Origin of the sequence: Shewanella sp. AS16, assembly GCF_021412365.1 — a bacterium.
Classification (GTDB): Bacteria; Pseudomonadota; Gammaproteobacteria; order Enterobacterales; family Shewanellaceae; genus Shewanella; species Shewanella salipaludis.
The window spans coordinates 107,571-121,709 of the sequence record NZ_JAKCLK010000005.1 but is presented as its reverse complement, the minus strand read 5'-3'; the positions used below and the strand labels follow the sequence as shown (position 1 = coordinate 121,709).

15 protein-coding genes are annotated in these 14,139 nt (G+C 53.3%); 2 read left to right on the top strand and 13 right to left on the bottom strand.

From position 1 onward, the window contains the following. Nucleotides 1-111 precede the first annotated feature (111 nt). The 3 genes from LZP73_RS13805 to dmeF all read right to left on the bottom strand — a co-directional run bounded on the left by LZP73_RS13805 (nucleotide 112) and on the right by dmeF (nucleotide 3,505). Nucleotides 112-1,737: a phosphoethanolamine transferase gene (locus tag LZP73_RS13805; protein WP_234235701.1), complete on the bottom strand. Its 1,626-nt coding sequence runs from the start codon at nucleotides 1,735-1,737 to the stop codon at nucleotides 112-114. A gap of 359 nt (nucleotides 1,738-2,096) precedes the next feature. Further along, nucleotides 2,097-2,513 carry a MarR family winged helix-turn-helix transcriptional regulator gene (locus LZP73_RS13800; RefSeq protein WP_234235593.1) on the bottom strand — a complete coding sequence of 139 codons (417 nt, stop codon included), beginning with the start codon at nucleotides 2,511-2,513 and terminating at the stop codon, nucleotides 2,097-2,099. Continuing rightward, nucleotides 2,510-3,505 carry a CDF family Co(II)/Ni(II) efflux transporter DmeF gene (gene dmeF / locus LZP73_RS13795; protein WP_234235592.1) on the bottom strand — a complete coding sequence of 332 codons (996 nt, stop codon included), beginning with the start codon at nucleotides 3,503-3,505 and terminating at the stop codon, nucleotides 2,510-2,512. The genes LZP73_RS13800 and dmeF overlap by 4 nt, the downstream gene beginning before the upstream one ends. Nucleotides 3,506-3,866: 361 nt before the next feature. Between dmeF and eco the strand changes: the two genes are divergently transcribed. Then, a complete protein-coding gene (eco, locus tag LZP73_RS13790; protein WP_442800747.1) occupies nucleotides 3,867-4,493 on the top strand; it encodes a serine protease inhibitor ecotin in 627 nt (208 codons plus the stop codon). A 112-nt stretch (nucleotides 4,494-4,605) separates the two neighbouring features. After that, nucleotides 4,606-5,295 (top strand): tRNA/rRNA methyltransferase, encoded by a 690-nt coding sequence (locus tag LZP73_RS13785; protein ID WP_234235590.1) that lies wholly within the window; start codon nucleotides 4,606-4,608, stop codon nucleotides 5,293-5,295. 2 nt (nucleotides 5,296-5,297) lie between these two features. Here the strand turns inward: LZP73_RS13785 and LZP73_RS13780 are convergent, their stop codons facing one another. The 10 genes from LZP73_RS13780 to LZP73_RS13735 form a co-directional block, all read right to left on the bottom strand. Then, a complete protein-coding gene (locus LZP73_RS13780) occupies nucleotides 5,298-5,573 on the bottom strand; it encodes a hypothetical protein (RefSeq protein WP_234235589.1) in 276 nt (91 codons plus the stop codon). Beyond that, nucleotides 5,570-7,648, bottom strand: coding sequence for a RecQ family ATP-dependent DNA helicase (locus LZP73_RS13775; RefSeq protein WP_234235588.1), 2,079 nt, complete (start codon nucleotides 7,646-7,648; stop codon nucleotides 5,570-5,572). The genes LZP73_RS13780 and LZP73_RS13775 overlap by 4 nt, the downstream gene beginning before the upstream one ends. Nucleotides 7,649-7,919: 271 nt before the next feature. Beyond that, nucleotides 7,920-9,698, bottom strand: coding sequence for an ABC transporter ATP-binding protein (locus LZP73_RS13770; RefSeq protein WP_267960188.1), 1,779 nt, complete (start codon nucleotides 9,696-9,698; stop codon nucleotides 7,920-7,922). Continuing rightward, nucleotides 9,695-10,264, bottom strand: coding sequence for a redoxin domain-containing protein (locus LZP73_RS13765; RefSeq protein ID WP_234235587.1), 570 nt, complete (start codon nucleotides 10,262-10,264; stop codon nucleotides 9,695-9,697). The genes LZP73_RS13770 and LZP73_RS13765 overlap by 4 nt, the downstream gene beginning before the upstream one ends. Nucleotides 10,265-10,273: 9 nt before the next feature. Further along, nucleotides 10,274-10,789 carry a MauE/DoxX family redox-associated membrane protein gene (locus LZP73_RS13760; RefSeq protein WP_234235586.1) on the bottom strand — a complete coding sequence of 172 codons (516 nt, stop codon included), beginning with the start codon at nucleotides 10,787-10,789 and terminating at the stop codon, nucleotides 10,274-10,276. A 3-nt stretch (nucleotides 10,790-10,792) separates the two neighbouring features. After that, the gene (locus LZP73_RS13755) at nucleotides 10,793-11,659 is read right to left on the bottom strand and encodes an SDH family Clp fold serine proteinase (protein WP_234235585.1); all 867 of its coding nucleotides are present in this window, start codon (nucleotides 11,657-11,659) and stop codon (nucleotides 10,793-10,795) included. Continuing rightward, on the bottom strand, nucleotides 11,653-12,657 hold the full coding sequence (locus tag LZP73_RS13750; protein ID WP_234235584.1) for an MvdC/MvdD family ATP grasp protein: 1,005 nt from the start codon (nucleotides 12,655-12,657) through the stop codon (nucleotides 11,653-11,655). The genes LZP73_RS13755 and LZP73_RS13750 overlap by 7 nt, the downstream gene beginning before the upstream one ends. Before the next feature lie 85 nt (nucleotides 12,658-12,742). After that, nucleotides 12,743-12,925 carry a hypothetical protein gene (locus LZP73_RS13745; RefSeq protein WP_234235583.1) on the bottom strand — a complete coding sequence of 61 codons (183 nt, stop codon included), beginning with the start codon at nucleotides 12,923-12,925 and terminating at the stop codon, nucleotides 12,743-12,745. A gap of 92 nt (nucleotides 12,926-13,017) precedes the next feature. Then, nucleotides 13,018-13,194: a hypothetical protein gene (locus LZP73_RS13740; protein ID WP_234235582.1), complete on the bottom strand. Its 177-nt coding sequence runs from the start codon at nucleotides 13,192-13,194 to the stop codon at nucleotides 13,018-13,020. 396 nt (nucleotides 13,195-13,590) lie between these two features. Then, nucleotides 13,591-13,980, bottom strand: a complete 390-nt coding sequence (locus LZP73_RS13735; RefSeq protein WP_234235581.1) for a thiol-disulfide oxidoreductase DCC family protein — start codon at nucleotides 13,978-13,980, stop codon at nucleotides 13,591-13,593. Between the last annotated feature and the right edge of the window lie 159 nt (nucleotides 13,981-14,139).

Sequence of the window (14,139 nt, the reverse complement as noted above, 5' to 3'; positions counted from 1 at the left end):
CATCGCTGAGCCGCTAACGCCGCCGGGGCCCAAAAAAAGTCAAAGCAAACCCAAATAAAAAGGCCCAACGGCGTAAGCCGCTGGGCCTTTTTACGGTATCAGCGCCGGGTTTTAGCTGCGGCAAGCGGCGAACATATCCAGCCCGGCATCGTAGGCCTGGGTCTGCACATTCATCAGCCCCAGGAGGCTGCTGAACAGGTTGTCGTGGGAGAAACTTCCCTGCCTGGCATGCTCGGCCACACAGCTGAGACTCAGACTGTTGTCACTGGCAAAATCGGGCGACAGCCATGCCAGCATGGGCACCTGGGTTTGTTCCTTGGGGGCGATGGCATAAGGCGCACCGTGCAGGTACATGCCCTTCTCTCCCAGTGACTCGCCGTGATCCGACACATACAACATGCCGGTATCGAAACGTGACTGCTGGGCGGCCAACTTCTTCACCACCTGGCTGAGGATATAGTCGGTATAGCGCAGGGTATTGTCATAGGTGTTGACCAGTTGCTCATTGGTGCAATTCTGAATGTCGCTGCGTTGACAATCCGGCTCGAAATACCTGTGGTCATCCGGATAGCGCAGATAATAAGTGGGCCCATGGCTGCCGATCACATGCAGCACTATCACCCTGTCTTCCTGGCTATCCTGCGCCAGCTCGTCATCCAGCTTGTCGAGCAGCACCTGATCGAAGCAGTAATCGCCGCTGCACTGCTTGGGATCGCTGTTGAGATCTATCTGCACAAAATTGACTCTGTCACACACGCCCTTGCAGCCGCTGTCGTTATCCAGCCAATTCACTGTGAGTTTGGCATGACTGAGCACATCCAATACCGAGTCCTGGGCCCTGGCGCGGCGCGGCTCATATTGCTCCCGGGTCATCTGGGAAAACATGCACGGCAGCGACACGGCGGTGGCAGTCCCGCAGGAAGCGACATCGGCGAAACTTATCAGCCCAAGATCTTGGGTATAGGCGTTGGTCGGCCTGTCATAACCATAATATTGGTAGTTCATCGCCCTGGCCGTTTCGCCGACCACCAGCACCAGCAGGTTGGGCTTGCCATTGGCATTGACGCTGGTGTTTTTGGCATCCAGCCCCAGTTGCTTGTAGACCAAAGGTTGCTGCAAATAGTGGGTGTTGATGTATTTCGCCGCCGAGCCGACGAAATAAGTGGGAATGACGTAGCGCTTTATTTCGTCGTTGTTGCGGCCGAAGGCCACAAAATTCTGGAAGAAGAAGAAGGCGATCCCGCCGATGATGGTCAGCAATATGGCCATGAAGCCGAGCTTATGGCCCAGCTCTTTCCACATGGGCTTATATTCTATGTCCAGCCGGTAGATGAGGTAGGCCGGCAGCAGCCCGGTCAGGATGAAATTGACCGTCGAGGCCCAGTTGAGATAGGTAAAAGCCTCTGCCTTGTTGGTCTGCAGGGTATTTTCTATCATGCCTGTGTCGAACACCACGCCGTACTTCAGGGCGGCGAAGAACACGCTGGACGATAACAGGGTCAGCAGTATGAAAAAAGGCTTAAGCACAAACTTGACGCTGAAGAGCGAGAAGATGATCCCCAGGGCGCAGATGAGGAATAAGGGAAAGGAAACAATGAATCCGGGATTCACCTCCCCTTGGTTCTCCATGCCTTGTTTAACGATTTCAAACAGGGGTATGTTGAATACGCAAACATAAAACAGGGTGATAAGCAGGGTAAACTGATTGACGGAGAGACGTTTAAATTTAGATAACAGCAAAATATTCACTCGAAATAGTTGATCATCACCAGACACGGCTTGCCTGCATTCTCAAGGGCGCAATGGTAGCAAATTGCCACCGGCCGCTCAAATGTGCCACTCGTTTCTTAATGTAACATTAATCGGCTATAAAAAAGCGGCCGACTCGACTGAATCTGACCGCTTTTTGTCTCCCCAACCTATAGGGAAATTCGGGCTCGCCATGGAGCTGCCCAGGACTGCAAGCTGACTCATCCCGGCATAAGAGTAGGCAAGTGGCTTGCGATTAAGTTCCCCTGGACGAATGTTTTTTCCGGCGGCTTAATGCCATGGCTTGCCTCACTCTGTTTCCTTCCCCCAAGGGGCCAGGGGGGCAACTAAAACTCGCTGTTGATGCGCTCGAACAGACTCAACAAGCACTGGCGTTCCTCGGCCGACAGCCCGACCGTGATGTCCTGAGTCAGCTGCAGATGCAGGGCATCGTGTTCGGCGTAGAGCCTGAGCCCCTGGGCCGTGGGCTCCACCAGAATGGAGCGGCGATCGCTGGCGTGGGGACGGCGGAGGATCAAGCCTGCCTGCACCATCTTATCGACCTGGACAGTCAGGGTGCCCGTGGTAACCCCCAATTTGTCCGCCAGTTCCTTCATCCGCATGGCGCCGTTGGCGCCCAAAATCTCCACTATATGCACCTGGGTCAGGCTATACCCCTTGTCGCGCACTATGGCGTGCTCCCAGGAGGAGAGTTTCTCGTAGAACTCTATCATGGCATGGTTGAGCTTATGCTCGGTCGTCATGCCTTGTTCCCCTGGGCTGCATGGCAGGCGGCTTCCTGGCAGGTATTGATCTCCAGCGTCAGGTGAGAGATGCGATCGAACCTGGCCAGCCTGACCCTGAAATACTCTATGTCTCTGGGCTGATGGGCGACGATGGAGATCATAGCTGCGAAGTGATCCGCGCTGACGCGCCAGACATGGATATCCGCCACCTGATGATCGGCCACCTCTTCTATTGAATTGATCATCTGCTGCCGATACTGCTCATCTATGCTGGCATCGAGCAAGGTGGGGCTGGTCTGGCGAATGAGTCCCCAGGCCCAGCGGCCTATGATGAGGGCGCCGACTATCCCCATCACAGGGTCGAGCCAATTGAGTCCCAGATACTTACCCAGCAGCAAGGCGGCAATCGCCAGCACAGAGGTCAAGGCATCTGCGAGCACATGGAAATAGGCGGCGCGCAGGTTATGATCATGATGATGCTCATGGGAATGCCCGTGACCGTGATGATCCGAGTGACCATGTCCGTGATCGTGCCCATGATCGTGAGAGTGGTGATCTTTGAGCAGAAACACACTCAACACATTGACAGTCAGGCCTATGATGGCGACCAGTATGGCCTGGTTGAATTGGATCTGGGTGGGATTGACCAGGCGCATGCAGGATTCTATCGCCATCACCAGCGCCACCAACCCAAGGGCAATGGCACTGGTATAACCGCCCAGAACACTGACCTTACCTGTGCCGAAGGCAAACTCGGGATTGTCGGCATGTTTCTTGGCATAAGTGTAGGTAAACAAAGTGATCATGAAGGCCGCTGCATGGGTCCCCATGTGCCAGCCATCAGCCAGCAAGGCCATGGAGCCATACAAGGTACCCGCGGTAATTTCCGCCAACATGGTGATCAGGGTGAGATAAAGCACGTAGCGGGTATTGCGTTCACCCTTGAGGTTGACGGTGGAAAAATTGTGTTGGTGTTGCCATTTCTTGACTGAATGGGGATTCGCTTTCATCTAAGGCTCAATTGGCTGAATATCTGATGTATTTATTTTGCCATCCAAATAGTTTGAATGCCAAACTAATTTTTCGCTATTGCAAGCTAACTGCGCATCAGGCTGTGTATCAGGCATGGGCCTGAACATAGGCATGAACATAGGCATGAACATAGGTATGAACATAGGTATGAACATAGGCATGAGACCGGCGTTTACAGTTACAATCCAAGCGGTTGACATTATTTTCTATTCGCTTAACCCTTTTTCCTTTAGGCTGAGTTTATAGGCTGCATCCGTTTCAATCAGATCCCCTCCCCTTTATATGGAGAAAAGCATGAAGCGACCTATCAAACAAACAATGGAGCAAAGCATGAAGAAAATGATGTCCAGGAACCTAGGCTCACCCACTCCCCTATTTAAGTGCCAATCCGGAACCAAGTCCTTGTTGGCCGCCACCTTCGCCGTTATCGCCTTGAGCACACCGCAGATCCATGCCGCCCAGGCATACGAAATCCATGCCTCAGACATCCGCATCGAACGTTTCACCCCGGACGATTACCAGGCATTGGCATCAACCAAGATGTTTCCGCCACCGACTGCCGGGATGGTGCAATATATATTGACCATGCCGCCGCTTACCGCCGAGGGGAAGGATGGGACTCGGGAGGAACAGAACCTGCAACTGCAAGTGCAGATTGGCCAGACACAGATGGTTGATTGCAACAAACACGGCCTGACGGGTGAACTCAAGGAGCATACCCTCTCCGGCTGGGGTTACAGCTATTACAAGCTCGATGCGCTCGGGGCCAGGATCAGCACCCAGATGGCCTGCTTCGACCAAGCCAAGCAACAGGCATTCGTGCGGATCCCGGGGGAATTGCGACTCGGGTACGACAGCCGCATGCCTAAGGTCTTTTATTTGCCCGAGGGCGCCGAGTTGAGATTCCGCCTCTGGCAGGCAGAAAGTAATTTTCAGTATGCCAAGCCCCATGGCGACAGCCACTGAACATGTTCAATGCTCAGTTATTAGGCAGGCTCTGAGCTTTTGCGGTGACAGGCATGCCACAGGTTAAGCTATTGAGTATAATCAGCGGCATATTTGCCAACCGAGTCCCCTTATGTCTATCAGTTTCGTCCTGGTCGAACCCAGCCGCGCCACCAACGTCGGCGCCGCTGCCCGCGCCATCAAGACCATGGGGTTCAACAAACTCATTTTGGTTGGCTCTGAGTTACATCTGACTCCGGAAGCCGGTTGGTTGGCCCACGGTGCCACGGATATTCTTGAGTCGGTGGAGGTCATGCCGGATCTCGCCAGTGTCCGCCAAAGGTTCGACATACTGGTGGCGACCACCGCCAGGGAGCGCGGCACTCCGCGACAGTTCTTCGATCCCCAGCAATTATCCCGGCACCTGGAGCAGACGGGTTCTGCCTCTATTGCGCTGTTGTTTGGTCGTGAAGCCAGTGGCTTGAGCAACGATGAGCTAGAGTCATGCGATCTGTTCAGCTATGTGCCCTTGGCAAATGACTATCCTTCGCTGAACCTGGCGCAGGCAGTGATGGTGTACAGCTATGCCCTGAGTCAGACGCTCTCAAACATAGATGCCAGCCTCAGTGCCAGCCAAGCCACGGCGGATAGCGGGCAGCTGCAGGCGTTGAAACATAAGGCGGAGGCATTGCTGGTCGAGCTGGAGGCCGGCGAGGATAAGAAGCTCAAGCAATGGCTGCTGGACGGCATGGCCCGCCTGGGCGAGCGAGACTGCAAGCTGGCGCATCAGCTACTCAATGACATCAAACGTAAGCTAGGCTAACCTCAGGCGCGTTTGATCCGAACCACCTGCATGATTTCCAGCTCTATGCCGGCGACCGAGGTGGTTTCTGGGTAATAGACGAGGTTGACCCTCTGCCCCTGCAGGCTCTTGTATTTCTTCACCCGCCGAAACTTGAACGGCACATCGTAACCTTGCAGCATCAGAGTATGTTGCACCCATTCGCCGCTCTCCCTCTGGGTATGGGATGTTACTATGGCATCTTCCATGTGGAGCAAGTGTTCGTGTGCCGCCAACATCTTCTTGACTGTCTTGTTCATGCTACTCCCTCTTGGTTCAGTTCGGTCCAGAGCCGAGCGAGCCTGGTTTTTATCTCGGCAAATCTCATGTGTTCGGCCCGGGCGAAGCCAGGCAACTTGCGCAGCTGGTAGCGGCCGAAGGCCGGGACTGCTATGCCGGCCAGGAAGCGACAGGCGCTCTCCAGTGATGGCGGCTCGGCACCTTTGGCGTCGAGGTGGCGCCTGAGTTCCGTTATATCGCTGCGCAGCTGGGCATCCGTTGGCGCCTGCACCGCCGACGAATAGCCCAGTTTGGCCGGCTGGCCACGGCAGACGCTGCAATGGCCACAGACGGATGGGGTTTGCTGGTCGTCGAAATAGCGCGACAGATTATGGCTCAGGCAGGAGTCAAGCTCGAAGAAGCGGATCAGCTGGGCGATGCGGGCGATTTCCTTGGCTTCCTTGTCGACAAAATACCCATGCAGTTGCCCGGCCAGCCCGGGATTCTGCAGGATAGCCGAATTGACCTCGAAGACCTCGGTAATTCCCTTGGTCTCGAGTTCGATAAAGCGCTTGTCGGCCAGATAATTCAATGCCGAGAGCACCCTGTGGCGCTCGCAGCCCAGGGTTTGAAACAGGCTATCGAGATTTGGGGTTCCCCAGACCTTCTTGAAGTCCGTGTGCTGGAAGATGCTGTTCAAGAAACTGCGTCTCTGCTCATCGAACTGCGCCAGGATCTGCGCCTGATCTTGGATGAACTTGTACTTCACCTCGGCGAAATAGGCATACAGGGGTTTGATCGCCCCCAGCATTTCCAGCTGTACCAGGAGGGTCTTCAGCGGCAGCTGGCGTATGTTGCTGGCGTTGGACAGTCGCGTCGGCTGCATTTCCCACTGGCGGCCATCCCCCTCTTCGATGATGTTGGCCACCACATGGGCTATTCCCTGGAACTCAGGGGTATCGCCATAGACGAAATTCTCTACCGTATTGACCCCATCCAGATTGGCCAGGGTGATGCAATGGGACGGCAAGCCATCCCGGCCGGCCCGGCCGATTTCCTGACTGTAGTTCTCTATGGACTTGGGCAAATCATAATGTATGACGAAACGTATATTGCTCTTGTCTATGCCCATGCCGAAGGCGATGGTGGCCACCACTATTTGCAACTTGTCGGCCATGAAGTCGGCCTGAATGGCCTGACGCTGCCTGTCTTCGAAGCCGGCATGGTAGGCGCCGGCGACTATGCCCTGGGCCTTGAGATAATCGGCCACTTCTTGTGCCGTCTGTTGCAGGGTCACATAGACGATGCCGGCGCCGGATTGGGCGCGGATTTGCTGCAGCAGCTGCGCTCTCTTATCCTGGGCAGACACGGGCAACACGCTGAGATCCAGGTTGGCGCGATAGAAGCCTGTCTGCACTATGTGCCCGGGATCTACGGCGAAACGTCTGGCCATGTCCAGCTTGACCTTGCGGGTCGCGGTGGCGGTGAGCAGCAATACCAGGGGTATCTTGAGTGCCTGGCAATAGCTGGGCAACTTGAGGTAGTCGGGACGAAAGTTATGCCCCCACTCGGAAATACAGTGCGCCTCGTCGACCACCAACATGGAGATGGCCACCGACTCGATGAAATGACGGAAGCGCTCATTCTTGAAGCGCTCCACCGACACCATGAGGATCTTGATCTTGCCGGCGCGCACATCCTGCATCACCTGGCGGCTCTGCTCCGGGCTCAGGGTCGAGTCCAGACTGGCGGCGGCTATGCCCTTGCCCGCCAGGAAGTTCAGCTGATCTTTCATCAGTGCCAACAGGGGGGACACCACCAGGGTGAGATGGGGTAAGTGCAGTGCGGTAAATTGATAACACAGCGACTTGCCCGAGCCGGTGGGAAAGATCGCCAGGCTGGAGTGCCCCGCCAGCAACTGCGCTACCACCCGCCCCTGACCTCCGCGGAACTGGTCGAAGCCAAAATGCTGCGCCAGCGAGCGCTCGAGTGCCTCCGGCGTCGGGCTGAGATTTGTGGCAGACAGAGGCGTGGCAGGCTGAAGTTCGACAGGCAGTGATGCGGCAGTCGAAGCGCCCATAGCGTCGCTCGGCTGAGATAGAAAGGGATCGGACATCTGGGTTCTCTGGGCCTAAGCGCATGTCAGTCGGGTTAGCCAAGCCTGGCAAGTCGGTTGAATCCTTGCCGAATCGAGCCCGGCAAACAAGCATTGTAGCAAAATCTCCGCCGTCAAGATTCAATTTCTGGGGGGAAGTGCTGAAGAAGTGAAGCGATGAAGTCGCAAGGGGACGGGATCTCATGCCAGCCTATCCAGAGAAACCTTTAAACGGCCGAAGCTGAGCCTTCTGCTTGAACTCAGGTATTAAGCTGCACATGCTTTGAAGCGACTAGGCTGGTACAGGCTCGAGACTGGCTTCGTAACTGAGCTGTTTCTGCATCAGTCCGCTGTATATCCCATTGCTGTTTCGTATGAGTGAATCATGGGAGCCTATTTGACTGATCTCCCCCCTGTCCATGACGACGATTCGTTGGGCTCGGCTGATTGTTGAGAAGCGATGGGTGATCATTATCGTTGTTCTCCCCTTCATCAGGTGCTCCAGGCCCTGCTGCACCAGATGCTCATTGTGCGCGTCCAGAGCGCTGGTCGCTTCATCGAGGATCAAAATATTGGCGTCCCTTAAAATAGCCCGGGCAATGGCGATCCGCTGTTTTTGCCCACCGGAAAGCTGCACTCCGCGATCGCCCAATTGGGTGTCATAGCCACAGGGAAGCTTGCTGATAAACTCATGAGCATTGGCGTGCTTGGCCGCTTGGATCACTTCTTCCTCCGTTGCCTGGCGATCTGAAAGTGCGTATTGAATATTTTCCAGTATGCTGCCGGAAAAGAGACTGGGCTCCTGTTCCACAATGGCAATATTTCGCCTTATGGCATGCAGGCTCAATGTGTCGGCATCTACACCATCGAACCTGAGTTTGCCTGAGTCGGGTGTGTAAAAACCCAGTATCAGACTGGCAATGGTCGATTTGCCTGCGCCGGATGAACCGACCAAGGCTATTTTTTCTCCCGCAGCTACGGATAAACTAAACCTTCTCAATGCCTTGCTTTCGGGACGAGCGGGATAGGCAAATTCAACATTTTCAAAGGCTATCTCGCCCTTGAATTGAGGTAAATTCGCTTCGCTTGGCCCTTCCGGGATCTGTGGCTGAAGGGAAAGCAATTCGAAGACTCTTTCCGTTGCCCCCACGGCTTTCATCCACTCTCCCCAAAACCAACTCACCCCGGATGCCGACATTGCCACCATGGCGGCATACAGAATAAAACTGGTTAACTCTCCGATACTCAGCTGGTCTTCAAGCACCATCTGACCGCCGAACCACAGAGTAACCAACAAGGCCATGTACTGGATAAAGCTGGTGACCCCCTGAAATCCGGCGAAAATACGGGTGTTGCCTAAAGATAAATCCTGGGTTTTATCTGTTGCCTTTCGGTAGCGTTGCTTCGCCCCATTTTGCTGACCAAAGGCATGCATCAGGCGAATATTGGCAAAGCTTTCCTGAGCTATATGGTTACAGTCGGCCAAATTGTCCTGAACCAGCTTAGATCTGCTGCTCACCATTTTGCCCGCTTGACGCGCCGCCAATATGGATAAAGGCACGACCACCAACATCAATAAACTGAGTTTGGGAGAAAGCATAAGCAGCAAGATGGCACCGCCGATGCAGGTCAACAAGGAGCGCAACGCGATCGCCAATGCCATAGTCAGGGTGTCTTTCAGCACTTCGACATCGGCAGAAAGCCTATTACTCAAGTTGCCGACATTATTGCGATCAAAAAAACCTATTCCCTGGCCAATAATGGCGCCATAGAGCTGCTGTTTGAGTCGAGTCACTATTAGGGTCCCCGCCGACTCAAAAAGGTAGTAGCGCAGTGAAGTCGCTGCTGCGTGGATCAAAAACACCAGTATCATGACCAGTCCAACCCAGGTGAGCCAGTCATTTTGCTGTGCCTTCACCGAGTTATCGATAAAGTAGGCGACTGCCTTGGGGAAACTGAGCTGGATGACCACTGTGACCAACATGACAATGAAGCCCAGCAAGAGCCGATAAATATAGGGCCTGATCAGCTGCAGTCTGAGGCGGTGAAATTTCCTTGTTTCCAGGTTCATAATGCGGGCTCCGCTTCCGATAAAATGCCATCCATTTGAGAAATAAAGCTGAGCCAGTCATCGTCACCGATAATTCCACTGGCCTGTAATACCCGGTTTTCATCCAAAAACAAATAAAACGGGGAAGCGCTGCGGGGGTTCAAACTCTTGCGTACTTCGCTGTCCATAGCCACCACAAGGTTTAACAGGCCTGTGTCGGTCAAAAACGCTTTCAGCTTATTCGGGTGCTCAGATGCAACCAACCACATCACCACCTGCGCACTATTCAAGGCTGCTTGTATGCGGCTAAGTTCCGCAAGCTTGCTATGGCATTCCTTACATTTCGAGGATAAGAACACCAGAACCGTCGGTTTATTTACCGAGCTCACAGGCGTCTTACCCACTAAGGTTGTACCTGAGAAATCAGGAGCCAGCTCCCCAACAGGCAAGGTTAAGGGGACGGCATTGACACCTGGGACATGCATAGTCCGCATCATGTCGAACAGCCGGAAGGTGAGCACCAGGTTGATTGAAACCGCAAAGATGAGGCAGGCCAAGACCCAATGTATTAATCCTATGTCCGTCATATAAAATCCTTAGGCATCATGGCGCAATAACGTGGCGACATCGGGCAAATGTATCGTTATCTGGGCAAACATGAATGCACAGCCAAATAGCAGCCATTGGGAGGCAGGAACCAGAGTCAAGGCACTCGATGTAAACGTGAGCATGATGAAACAAGCCGCTATCAAGATCAAAGCGCGATAAAAGTCATACGCGTTGACATGGCGATTTTCCCGGCCGAAACAATGACAGCTGACCAATCTGTGCTTTATCAAAATTGACGCTATGTAGAGGGCGAAGGAGACAAATAAAAGCAGTGCAGCCTGCATGGCCAAGGCACGCCAGGGCCCATCAATGAGCAACATGGCCGCCAACATCCACTCTGTAGCCACCAGGCCAAGTGCCGAGAGCAAACGCCATGGCACAGGCACATTTAAGGTATCTGCCAGACTGTCTCTAAACCTGGGGAATGAGTGTGTTTTCCCCCAGGCGGCAAGCACGAGTACGATGAAGATAAACAAACGACAAAACTCAGCCAGATAAATCAAAATTTACCTCACTATTTTCCAGCAAGGAGAAGGCCTTTCCGGGTGGCACCAGCGCCCGCGGGTTTCAATGGCAGTGGCTATGATGGCATCACACCAACCTTCGTCCAATGACTCACATGCGCCCGGGCCCAACTCGGCGCGGATCTGTTCTGCCATTTTCCAAGCCGTCGCACCGACATGGGGATCCTGCTTCACCTTCAGCCCCAACTGGGCCAGTTCTTCCCGGGTAATGGCATAAGTGTGCGAGTGGTAACCGTACTGGAGCTGTTCAACTAGCTTGCTGCGTATGCTTTGTTCCTGTTCCGGTAGCTGAAACGCCAGCAACTGCTCACCTATCTGTTGCAGTTCCAGTGTCGAGCGGTAAAAGGACGTCAAGGTCGTAGGGAAAATGCTGTTGCACAGATGGGATGCCGACTGGGCTCTCACTTCATCGTCGTCGAGCTTAAACCAGTCCCGCATCATTTGTGAAAACAAGCGCACATCCTGGGATGACAGGCTCGAAGGCGCTTGCTCATGGTTTGAGGTGCCCGCCTGCAAGGCGGGATCTATCGGCGAAAAGATAGCCAAAGGCCCGGCGATGATTTCATGCCCGGACAGACACAACAAGGTTGCGGCAGACTCGCAATGATGCGGCACAATAAAGCAAAGGGTATCGCAAAATTCTCTCAATAAAAGCGCTATCCGCCTGACAGCATTCACTATGCCACCGCGGCCGTAGAGCACGACATCCAGTCGCTCAACATGCCCGAGTTGCTGCAAGCTGTTATAGAGCGCCGGCAATAACTCGATATCGAGTTGACTGGCAGCGAGCACCAAGACCTTGCTGTCTCGCTGACTTTCCAACATCTTAATGTCATCCGAATTCAGCATTGAGCCCCCTCTATCAAGCAATCGGCTAATGTGTCCATCATGGTTAATTCGGGTACCAGTTGCTCAACAAACCAAAACTGCCCACCAGGATTGTTTTCCAAAAAGATATATTCATTCTTCGGCGTCACTATTAAGTCCAGGGCACCATAATTGAGGCCGTAACTTTTGACAAACTCGCGGCAACGCCGCTCAATATCCAGTGGAAGTCGTATGGCGCTGTAGGGGATCTCCACACTGAAATCTCTGAAATCTGTTTTCGTGCGCTCGTCCAGCTGTGAATCGATTTTCGCCGCAAACACCCGCTCACCTATCACTGTCACTCTCAGTTCATAGGCTTTTTCTATGTGTCCCTGAAAATGACAAGGCACATGGGCGATCGCATCCAGCTCGTCCATGTCCAGATCGCTAATCACAGTGGTCGGAATGCCATCGGACTCCCGCTCTGCTTGCGATACTTTATCTGCGGCTAAAAAGGATGACGACATCGCCTTGAACACCATGTCTCCCTCCAGCGCCTGCTTGAACGACTTGACGGCTTCTGGGGTGTTGCTGATGATCGACGGCGGGATGCTGAAGCCCAGTCTGACGGCCCTTTTCATCTGCTCCCCCTTGAAGCTTGCCCCGCGCATCGCCAAGGGATGGCTCATCCAATAACAGTCGAGGCCGTACAGTAAGCCAAACAGTGTGTGGTCGGTTTCTTCAATCGCGTAGGCATTTTCCTGCGGTCCCAAATCCGGACTGAGAAACGCAAATTCACCTTTCTTACGCAGCCACACGGATCCTATATCCTCGATCGCGAGCCTGTCCCCCGTGGGCAGATGTTCAATAAAACCTTCGCACCCGTCCTGGCTGATGTGTTGATGAAACTGATAGTCACGTGGAAATGCATTCAGGTCGAGGCGAAAAGGCTTATGGCCTTTGGCTGTCAATATGGGAGTGATCACCTCAACATGAAGATCATCGCTGTTACTGACGATTAAAATCCGTTTGTTATTCATAGACCACTTAAATGAGGAAGTAGAGAAATCGAAGTGCGGGAAAAGATTACCCCGGTCTGAAACCGGGGATTTTCTTACAGCTTAATTAGCAATACATGCCTGTGTCGCTGTAACGTGGAGCATGTCCATTACCTGCAGGCGCCAAAGTACATCCGGCGATAGCAACACCGTCACGTGCTTTAAATTGCACATTCTGTTGTTGAGAAACGTGAGTCTGTTGTTTTTTTTCTGCCAATTTAAAAGCGAAAAGTTTTTTATTGTTGTTCATGTTGTTAATTCCTTTTAATTTTTAAGTGGGAGTGGGGCAATCGAAACGGGGAAAATACCCCGGTAAAAACCGAGGTGTTTTTTAGTGCTTAATCAGCAAAATACGCCTGTATCGCTGTAGCGAACCGCTCCCCTGCCTGTAGGATCTGTGCATCCAGCAATAGCAACGCCTTCACGCGCTTTAAATTGAACATGCTTTTGTGAGGAAACGTTAGTCTGTTGCTTTTTTTCTGCCAGTTTAAAAGCGAAAAGTTTTTTGTTGCCGGTCATCTTGTTAATTCCTTTTGATTTTAAAGTAAGTGTTAAAGTCAGAAGACCCTGTCCTACAACTACTTCACAAGTCCTTCGCTCATTTTTATAACAAGTATAAAAATAAATAGCAACACAAGCGCCCGAGCAAATTAACAAGCGGCAAAATTGTCATTCTGGTTTTTATGGAGACACCGGCATTCGTCCCTGCAGTATTACAACATTGAAACCTTGCACAGGACAAAGTGCGCCAGGATATCTGCTCCTATTCCCATCCCTGTTGTTTTAATCTATTGGATATAGAACGTCTCCCATGTTCAGCTTGAAACAATTACAGCGAGGATGATGCAGCAACATGGGGATAAGCACTCTGGAGCGGCACTAAGATCTAGGCAGGTAATAAAATCTAGACAGGTGCTAAGATTTTTTCGCCGGTGGCAATCTGCCGCTGCGCGCCAGGCGCCGTGTTACCGAGCTGTGATAATAGCGCGCCGCCAGCGGGCGAATGAGCGGCAACCCCAGAAGCCAGGCCAGTGGCCGCAGCCTTGGCACCCTTTGCAGCAGGGCAATATAAGCATCGAGCTCGGAGAGGATGCGGCCATCGGCGGTCTGCACATGCAGCTCGGTCAAGGCCTTGGTGGGATCTATGCCGAGCCGCCGCAGGGCCTGGTCCTGGTTGGTGATGTCGAACCAAGTCACCTCGCCGGCATTGTCGCCGGCGAGTCGCTCGTAGTGGCACCTATCTTCGACGCAACGGGGACAGGCGCCGTCGTAGAAGACGGTCAATGGGGTCTGTGCTGGCTTCACTCTGGCTCCCGCAGTTTAGCACTCTTGGCATTCCTGCTACCAAGTACTCCTGCTATCAAGTATAGCCAAGCCCCCTCCGCCCTTGGGTAGACTCGGGCCAATTCGTCTTTAACGGTCAATTTACTGGCAATCGATCGCCTCTGAGCCAAGAGCGGACGG

Bases quoted from the DNA above. Each gene is read 5' to 3' on its own strand.
- LZP73_RS13800 (WP_234235593.1), bottom strand. From the start codon at position 2,513: ATGACGACCGAGCATAAGCTCAACCATGCCATGATAGAGTTCTACGAG.
- dmeF (WP_234235592.1), bottom strand. From the start codon at position 3,505: ATGAAAGCGAATCCCCATTCAGTCAAGAAATGGCAACACCAACACAAT.
- eco (WP_442800747.1), top strand. From the start codon at position 3,867: ATGATGTCCAGGAACCTAGGCTCACCCACTCCCCTATTTAAGTGCCAA.
- LZP73_RS13785 (WP_234235590.1), top strand. From the start codon at position 4,606: ATGTCTATCAGTTTCGTCCTGGTCGAACCCAGCCGCGCCACCAACGTC.
- LZP73_RS13780 (WP_234235589.1), bottom strand. From the start codon at position 5,573: ATGAACAAGACAGTCAAGAAGATGTTGGCGGCACACGAACACTTGCTC.
- LZP73_RS13775 (WP_234235588.1), bottom strand. From the start codon at position 7,648: ATGTCCGATCCCTTTCTATCTCAGCCGAGCGACGCTATGGGCGCTTCG.
- LZP73_RS13770 (WP_267960188.1), bottom strand. From the start codon at position 9,698: ATGAACCTGGAAACAAGGAAATTTCACCGCCTCAGACTGCAGCTGATC.
- LZP73_RS13765 (WP_234235587.1), bottom strand. From the start codon at position 10,264: ATGACGGACATAGGATTAATACATTGGGTCTTGGCCTGCCTCATCTTT.
- LZP73_RS13755 (WP_234235585.1), bottom strand. From the start codon at position 11,659: ATGCTGAATTCGGATGACATTAAGATGTTGGAAAGTCAGCGAGACAGC.
- LZP73_RS13750 (WP_234235584.1), bottom strand. From the start codon at position 12,657: ATGAATAACAAACGGATTTTAATCGTCAGTAACAGCGATGATCTTCAT.
- LZP73_RS13745 (WP_234235583.1), bottom strand. From the start codon at position 12,925: ATGAACAACAATAAAAAACTTTTCGCTTTTAAATTGGCAGAAAAAAAA.
- LZP73_RS13740 (WP_234235582.1), bottom strand. From the start codon at position 13,194: ATGACCGGCAACAAAAAACTTTTCGCTTTTAAACTGGCAGAAAAAAAG.